We start from the raw sequence: 7,895 nt of genomic DNA, 5'->3' as shown, positions 1-7,895 counted from the left end.
GTCTCGACCATCACCGGCATCTGCTCATTCATCTGCCGGCTGAGGATCGGCTCCAGCGTTGGCGGCACGCCGTCATCGGCCAGCAGGTCGCCATCGCCTGCCTCGCCCGCCTGCACGCGCCGCACATAGGCCGCCACGCCGGGCGCCAGGCGCTCCATCAGACGGCCGCTTTCCGGGTCGCGCAGCAGGTGGGCATAGAGCGGCCCGTTCAGGGCAAAGTCGCCCAGCGATGGCCGCCCGCCCAACATGAAGTGATGCTTTCGCAAATGCGCGGTCATGTCCTTCAGGAACGCCTCATAGGCCGCCTCCACCCCGGGGATGGTCTCCTCGGACACGCCCAGCATCGGCACGGCCCCCTTGAACCGCTCGCCATTCTTCCGGCCGATGGCGTATTGTTCGGCGGGTGGCGCGTCCGGCGCGGAGGTCCGCCCGAACTCGCCATAGATCCAGTCCTCATTGTAATTCCACCGGTAGTGCATCGCCGGGATGACCAGCCATTCGTCGGCATAGAGGTCCAGCAGCCGCGACACGACCCCTTGCACGGGCCCCGCCGGAATCGCGCGCGGCCCCTCCGGCGTGCGCGCCTCGATGGTTTCGATGATATCGGTCGTGTCCTGCACCAGTTCGCCGTCCGGCATTTCGACAACGGGAATCACGGGCCAGCCGACCCTCGGCAGGATCACGTCCCGATACACGTCACGCGTCGCCAGCCGCTCCTCGAAATCAGCCCCGCGCCAGCGCAGATAGGCCCGCGCCTTGCCCGAAAACAGGCTCACTTCCGAACCGTACAGAACGTATGCCGCCATGCCTTGATCCTCCTGCCCGGTTCAGGCCATTGTCCGCCCAGCTTCAGGAGCGCTTCAGCATGACCCTATCAACCGTCTCCGAATGGACAAGCTTTTGCGGCCTGCTCAGCGTGCATGACCACGCGTCAGCCCTTCTCGGCTGCCAGATGCGCTTCGCCGTCTATACGCCGCCACAGGCATTGAACGGCCCGGTGCCGGTTCTCTGGTACCTTTCGGGCCTGACCTGCACATGGGCCAATGTGATGGAGAAGTCGGGCCTGCAGCGCGCCGCCGCCGAGCATGGCATCATGATCATCGCGCCCGACACCAGCCCGCGCGGCGACCATGTGCCCGATGACGAGGCCTACGATCTCGGCCAGGGCGCCGGCTTCTATCTCACAGCCACCGAAACGCCATGGGACACGCACTACCGCATGGACCAGTATATCACCAGGGAACTGCCCCGGCTGGTGGAGGCGAACTTCAAGGCCGACATGACCCGTCAGGGCATCTTCGGCCACTCCATGGGCGGCCACGGCGCCCTGACCCTCCACTTCAAACACCCCGACACCTACCGTTCCTGCTCCGCCTTTTCCCCCATCACCAGCCCGGCCCGCGTGCCGTGGGGCGAGAAGGCCTTCACCGCCTATATCGGCCCGCCCTCGATCGCCTGGGAACAGTATGACGCCACCGAACTCGTCCAGAACCGGCAGACCGGTGCGCACCTGCTGATCGATACCGGCCGGGCCGACACATTCCTCGACACACAGCTTCAGCCCGACATCTTCATCGAGGCCTGCCGCACCGCGGGGCAGAAGCTTACCTATCGCCTGCATGACGGCTACGGGCACGACTATTACTTCATCGCCACCTTCATGGACGACCATATCGCCCATCATGCCAAAGTGCTGAAAGCCTAGACCGCCTTCGCGTGGCGCCGGGGCGCGGGCTTGAACCGCCCGTCAAAGCATTGCGCCACCGTCCGCAGCATCACGCGCGCATCGAATGGCACCGTCACGACGCCCCGGTCCACCGTGCACAGGCCGGCCGGTACCAGGAACCGCGCCGTCTCCAGCGCATCGTCCAGCGCATCCGGCGCCGCACCCATTTCGGCGCAGACGGCATTCACATCGACGCGCAGGTCACACATCAGGCGTTCGATTGCCCGGGCGCGAAGGCGGTCGTCTTCAGTCATCACAACGCCGCGTTCACTTGGAAGGCGGCCCGCTTCCACCTCATCGCGCCAGGCGTTGCGATCCTTCAGGTTCTGCACATAGCCTTCGGAGAATTGTGAGATGGACGACGTGCCCAGCCCGACAAGCGTGTCGCAGGGGTCGTCGGTATAGCCCTGGAAATTGCGCCGCAGCCGGCCAGCCGAGGCCGCAATCGCCAGGCTGTCATCGGCCCGCGCAAAATGGTCGAGCCCGACCGGCACGTATCCGGCATCCAGCAGGATGGCTGACGCCGCTTCGGCTTGTGCAAAGCGCGCGGCAATATCGGGCAGCATGTCCTCGCGGATCGCCGCCTGATGCTTGGCAAACCAGGGCACATGCGCATAGCCGAACACCGACACGCGGGCCGCATTGTGCAGCACGGCGAAGGCCGCCGCCTCCTCGACATCACTCACGGTCTGGCCCGGCAGGCCATACATCAGGTCCATGTTGTGCTGGCTGATCCCCGCCGCATTGAGACATGCGATCACCCGCTCGACCTGTTCGCGCGGCTGCAACCGGTTGATCGCCGTCTGCACCTGCGCGCTCAGTGTCTGCACGCCAAGGCTCACCCGGTTGACGCCCGCCGCCGCCATGGCCTTGACCTGCGCTTCTGACAGCACACGCGGGTCCAGCTCCATCGCGATTTCGGCATCTGGCCTCAGGCCGAAGCGCCGGGAGATATGCCCGATCAAGCCGCCCATGTCGTCTGCTGACAGGGAATTGGGAGACCCGCCGCCGAGATGCAGGTGCGCCAGCCCGCCATGCGGCCCAAGCGCCTCGGCCCACAGGTCCACTTCCTTGTGCAATACGCCGACATAGGCGGCGATCCGGCCATAGCCGTTCGGCACCGTCGTCGCACAGCCGCAATACCAGCAGAGCCGCTCACAGAACGGAATGTGCGCATAGACGGAAATCGCGGACCCGGGTGCCACTCCCGCAGCCCAGGCCCGCGATTCCCCCTCGCCGACAGCCGGCGCAAAGTCCGCGGCCGTCGGATAGCTTGTGTATCGCGGCACCGGCCGCTGCGCGAAGGTCACCCAATTCGGTTTCATGCCGGAAAGCTAACAAAGGCGGCACGCGGCGGAACTCCGGAAAACCCCCTAGTCCCCTTGCCACACAGGGTGCTAGCGTCGCCCCAAAGGAGCCTTTTCATGATCAGACCCGTCACCATGCTCGTCGCCACCTTCTGCCTCGCCTCTGCCGCCCATGCCGGCGAGGAGGCCCTTGTCGCGGGCACACTGGTGCCTGATTACGGCAAATACGCCCCCCGCGAGGACGCCCGCCTGCCCGAAGGCATTGTGATGAAAGTGGCCTTCGACATGTCGGCGGCGGCGCCCAAGGGCGAAATCAGCCGGGATCTCGAAAAAGTGGCGCGCTTCCTCAACATGCACGCCGCTTCGGGTATTGCACAGGAGAACCTGTCCGCCGCAATCGTGGTGCATGGCGGGGCATCGGCGGATTTCCTGACTGCCGAAAAGCTGGGTCATGAAAACCCGAATGCCGGTATCATCGCCGAACTTGTCGCAGCTGGCACCCGTATTGATCTCTGCGGCACAACAGCCGCTGTCCGTGACATCGCGCAGGAAGATCTCCTGCCCGGAATCACGATTTCCCTGTCCGCCATGACATCCCATGCCCTGCTCCAGCAGCAGGGCTACACCCTCAACCCTTTCTGAGGGCAATGACAGCCGCTGTGGTAATGCGGCCTGAAACGTGCAATGAGCGGCCAAACCTCGCACCGTTCCAAGCCAGAACGGTGCGCTGCGCATGGATTCCCCGCGCACGCCCTTGAAAGACAAATGCTAAATGACTGATACGACCCTCGTTCCTCCGGCCCTTGCCGAGGCGCTCGCCACACGCGGCTATGAGACCCTCACGCAAGTGCAATCGGCTGTGATTGCTCCGGAACTGGCGGGACAGGACCTGCTCGTGTCCGCCCAGACGGGTTCCGGCAAGACCGTCGCCTTCGGCCTCGCCATGGTCGGCGACCTCCTCGGCACCGAACTGAAATTCCCGAATGCGGACGCCCCGCTCGCCCTGATCGTTGCGCCAACGCGGGAACTCGCCCAGCAGGTCGCCCGCGAACTGGAATGGCTTTATGCCTCCACGGGCGCGCGCCTTGCCACCTGTGTCGGCGGCATGGACATGCGCGACGAGAAAAAAGCCCTCGCCCGCGGCGCCCATATCGTCGTCGGCACGCCCGGACGCCTCTCCGACCATATCAAGCGCGGCTCGCTCGTCACCTCCGACATGCGCGTCGTGGTGCTCGACGAAGCCGACGAAATGCTCGACATGGGCTTCCGCGAGGAACTCGAACACATCCTCGAAGGCACGCCGGCCACCCGCCGCACCATGCTCTTCTCCGCCACCGTGCCCAAGGGCATTGCCGCCCTTGCCGGCCGCTACCAGCGCAATGCCGTGCGCGTCACCACCGAGGCCGAGAAAAGCCAGCACGTCGACATCGAATACAAGGCGCTCCTCGTCGCCCCCGGCGACGAAGAGAACGCCATCGTCAACATCGTGCGCCATTCCGACAGCGAAAGCGCGCTCGTCTTCTGCACCACCCGCGCTGCCGTCAACAAGCTGATGAGCCGCATGGGCAACCGGGGCTTCCCCGTCGTCGCCCTGTCCGGCGAGCTCAGCCAGAAGGAACGCTCCAACGCGCTCCAGTCGCTGCGCGACGGCCGCGCCCGAGTCTGTATTGCAACCGACGTCGCCGCTCGCGGCCTCGACCTGCAGAATCTCGGCCTGGTCATCCACGCAGACCTGCCGCGCGATCCGCAGACCCTGCTGCACCGTTCGGGCCGCACCGGCCGCGCCGGACGCAAGGGCGTCAGCGCCCTCCTGGTGGCCCCCAAGGGCCGCCGCCGCGTCGAACGCCTGCTGCACGATGCCAAGATTGACGCGACCTGGGGCAAGCCGCCCACGGCCGAGGAAATCAACGCCCTCGATGATGCCCGTCTCCTCGCCGATCCGGCCCTCAGCCGCCCGATCCACGAGAGCGAGGCCGACATGATCGCCAAGCTGCTCGAAACGCATGGCGCCGAACAGGTTGCCGCCGCATTCCTGCGCAAGCAGCGCGAAGGCCGCTCGGCCCCGGAAGACCTGCGTGATGTCGACGACCGGGCACCACCTGCCCGCAAGGAGCGCGGTGACCGCCCGGACTGGACCGACCGCAATGACAGCGGCCCGCGCGAAAAGCGTCCGCATGTCGAACGCAAGGGCTTTGAGAACGCCGCCTGGGTGTCGCTGAACATTGGCCGCAAGAAGAATGCCGAAGCGCGCTGGCTGCTGCCCATGCTGTGCAAGGCAGGCGGCCTGTCGCGCGACGACATCGGCGCCATCCGCATCAATCCCTCATCGACGCATGTCGAACTGACGAAAGAAGCCGCCGACCGCTTCTTCGCCTCGCTCGGCGACGGCAACGCGCTCGAGAAAGGCATCCGTGCCTTTCCGCTCGACGGCGCCCCGGCGCCCGAGGCGCGCGACGACCGCCCCCCGCGTGGTCCCCGCACGCCCCACGTCAAACCCCACCTGAAGCGTCCCGTCAAACGCGATGACGGCAACTGGGATCCCGGTGCAAACACCCGTGACAAGCCCGGAAAGCCGAAATGGGAAAGGCCCGCCACGGCGGAACCATCGCTCGGCGACTATATCCAGTATGACGGCGCGAAAGACAAAAAGCCCTTCAAGGCCCAGCCCAAGCCGGGCGGCGCAGCCGGTGCCGGCAAGCCGAAGTTCAAGCCCAAAACGGCGGCTGGAAAAGGCCCCAAACCGGCAAAAACCTTCAAGAAAAGGCCCGGCCAGGACTGAACCCGGCCCCGGCGCCGGAAAGTACCGCAATCGTCCTCTCCAAACCCCTGTTTTCATTGCAGAAAACGGGGGCTTTTTTGCGCTGCAAAATACCCTCCGATTCATTTCCCTTATGGGCCGAAACCCCCTATAAATACGGGGAAATCTGACGAATCGACGAGGACGCCAGCATGGCCGAAGACATCACGGGTCAAACCCCCGAATATGGCGCTGACAGCATCAAGGTCCTGAAGGGCCTCGAGGCCGTCCGCAAGCGCCCAGGCATGTATATCGGTGACACCGATGACGGCTCGGGCCTGCACCACATGATCTACGAAGTCGTCGACAACGCGATCGACGAAGCCCTCGCCGGCCATGCCGACCGCGTCACCGTCACGCTGCTGCCCGATGGCAGCGCCGAGATCACCGACAATGGCCGCGGCATCCCCGTCGGCAAGCATACCGGCGAAGGCGTCTCGGCGGCCGAAGTCATCATGACCCAGCTCCACGCGGGCGGGAAATTCGACCAGAATTCCTACAAGGTCTCCGGCGGCCTGCACGGCGTCGGCGTGTCCGTCGTCAACGCCCTGTCCGACTGGCTGGAACTGACCATCCACCGCGAAGGCCACGAACACTGGGTCCGCTTTGTCGATGGCGGCCGTGTCGAGGCGCCCCTCGTCACGCGCGGCCCGTCGCCGATGACCGACAAGGGCAAGCCCTATACCGGCACAGCCGTGCGCTTCATGGTCTCTGCCTCCACCTTCACCATGACCGACTATGACCGCAAGACGCTGGAACACCGTCTGCGCGAACTCGCCTTCCTGAATTCCGGCGTGCACATCATCTTCCGCGACGAGCGCGACGCCGATGTCTACGAGATCGACCTGATGTACGAGGGCGGCGTGAAGGCCTTCGTCCAGCACCTGGACCGCCAGAAGACGCCGATCGTGCCCGACCCGATCTATGTCATCGGCGAGAAGGACGGCGTCACGGTCGAGGCCGCGCTCGAGTGGAATGACAGTTACCACGAGAACGTGCTCTGCTTCACCAACAACATCCCCCAGCGCGACGGCGGCACCCACCTTGCCGGCTTCCGTGGCGCGCTGACGCGCATCATCAACAAGTACGCCAACGAGACCGGCATTGCGAAGAAGTCCAAGGTCGAAATCTCCGGCGACGATGCCCGCGAGGGCCTCACCTGCGTGCTCAGCGTCAAGGTGCCTGACCCGAAATTCAGTTCCCAGACGAAAGACAAGCTTGTCTCGTCCGAAGTGCGCCCCGTCGTGGAAAGCCTGATGGGCGAGAAACTGTCTGAATGGTTCGAGGAGCATCCCAAGGAAGCCTACGAGATCATGATGAAGATCGTCGAGGCCGCCGCCGCGCGCGAGGCCGCACGCAAGGCGCGCGAGCTGACCCGCCGCAAGTCTGCGCTCGACATCACGAGCCTGCCCGGCAAGCTCGCCGACTGCCAGGAAAAAGACCCGGCCAAGTCCGAAATCTTCATCGTCGAGGGTGATTCCGCTGGCGGTTCCGCCAAGCAGGGCCGCAGCCGAGACAACCAGGCTATCCTGCCCCTGCGCGGCAAGATCCTGAACGTCGAGCGTGCCCGCTTCGACAAGATGCTCTCATCCGACCAGGTCGGTACACTGATCATGGCGCTCGGTGCCGGCATCGGCCGCGACGAGTTCAACATCGAAAAGCTGCGCTACCACAAGATCATCATCATGACCGATGCTGACGTCGATGGCGCGCACATCCGCACCCTGCTGCTCACCTTCTTCTACCGTCAGATGCCGGAGATTATCGAGCGCGGCTATCTCTACATCGCCCAGCCGCCGCTCTACAAGGTGACGCGCGGGCGCTCCGAACGCTACGTCAAGGATGATGCGGAACTCGAAGCCTACCTCATCGGCGAAGGCACCACGGGCGAAACGCTGATCCTCGCCGACGGCACACAGATCGGCAGCGAAGACCTGCGCGACCGCGTGCGCCAGGCCGCCAATTTCCGCGCCGCGCTCAAGCGCCTCGCCATGCGCGCCCCGGCAGACCTGATCGAGCACGCCGCCCTGTCCGGCGCGATGAGCGCCAATGCCGCCCCGGAAAC

General features: G+C 65.1%; 6 protein-coding genes. 4 read left to right on the top strand and 2 right to left on the bottom strand.

Translation table 11 applies throughout. The features are described 5' to 3' along the window. The coding region (locus tag VR74_RS06085) for a glutathione S-transferase family protein (protein WP_045695189.1) at nt 1–806 on the bottom strand (806 nt) is incomplete at its 3' end. 59 nt (nt 807–865) lie between these two features. On the opposite strand from VR74_RS06085, the gene fghA reads away from it, so the two are divergent. After that, a complete protein-coding gene (gene fghA / locus VR74_RS06080) occupies nt 866–1,705 on the top strand; it encodes an S-formylglutathione hydrolase (protein ID WP_045695188.1) in 840 nt (279 codons plus the stop codon). Here fghA and hemN read toward each other — a convergent pair. Beyond that, nucleotides 1,702–3,051 (bottom strand): oxygen-independent coproporphyrinogen III oxidase, encoded by a 1,350-nt coding sequence (gene hemN / locus VR74_RS06075; RefSeq protein WP_045695186.1) that lies wholly within the window; start codon nt 3,049–3,051, stop codon nt 1,702–1,704. The two genes, fghA and hemN, sit on opposite strands and share 4 nt — an antisense overlap. A gap of 99 nt (nt 3,052–3,150) precedes the next feature. Between hemN and VR74_RS06070 the strand changes: the two genes are divergently transcribed. From VR74_RS06070 to VR74_RS06060, 3 genes are all read left to right on the top strand, one after another. Then, the gene (locus tag VR74_RS06070; protein ID WP_045695185.1) at nt 3,151–3,675 is read left to right on the top strand and encodes a DsrE family protein; all 525 of its coding nucleotides are present in this window, start codon (nt 3,151–3,153) and stop codon (nt 3,673–3,675) included. A 130-nt stretch (nt 3,676–3,805) separates the two neighbouring features. Then, entirely contained in the window at nt 3,806–5,812 is a 2,007-nt protein-coding gene (locus tag VR74_RS06065; protein ID WP_045695182.1) for a DEAD/DEAH box helicase, read from the top strand. 170 nt (nt 5,813–5,982) lie between these two features. After that, a partial coding sequence (locus VR74_RS06060) for a DNA gyrase subunit B (protein WP_045695180.1) occupies nt 5,983–7,895 on the top strand: 1,913 nt, incomplete at its 3' end.

Source organism: Hyphomonas sp. BRH_c22 (assembly GCF_000961795.1).
In the GTDB taxonomy this organism is placed as follows: Bacteria; Pseudomonadota; Alphaproteobacteria; order Caulobacterales; family Hyphomonadaceae; genus Hyphomonas.
Note: the sequence above shows the minus strand (reverse complement) of the source record. Positions and strands in the feature narration are given on the sequence as shown.

Excerpts from the sequence above, each read along its gene's own strand:
- fghA (WP_045695188.1), top strand. The coding sequence starts at position 866 with ATGACCCTATCAACCGTCTCCGAATGGACAAGCTTTTGCGGCCTGCTC.
- hemN (WP_045695186.1), bottom strand. The coding sequence starts at position 3,051 with ATGAAACCGAATTGGGTGACCTTCGCGCAGCGGCCGGTGCCGCGATAC.
- VR74_RS06070 (WP_045695185.1), top strand. The coding sequence starts at position 3,151 with ATGATCAGACCCGTCACCATGCTCGTCGCCACCTTCTGCCTCGCCTCT.
- VR74_RS06065 (WP_045695182.1), top strand. The coding sequence starts at position 3,806 with ATGACTGATACGACCCTCGTTCCTCCGGCCCTTGCCGAGGCGCTCGCC.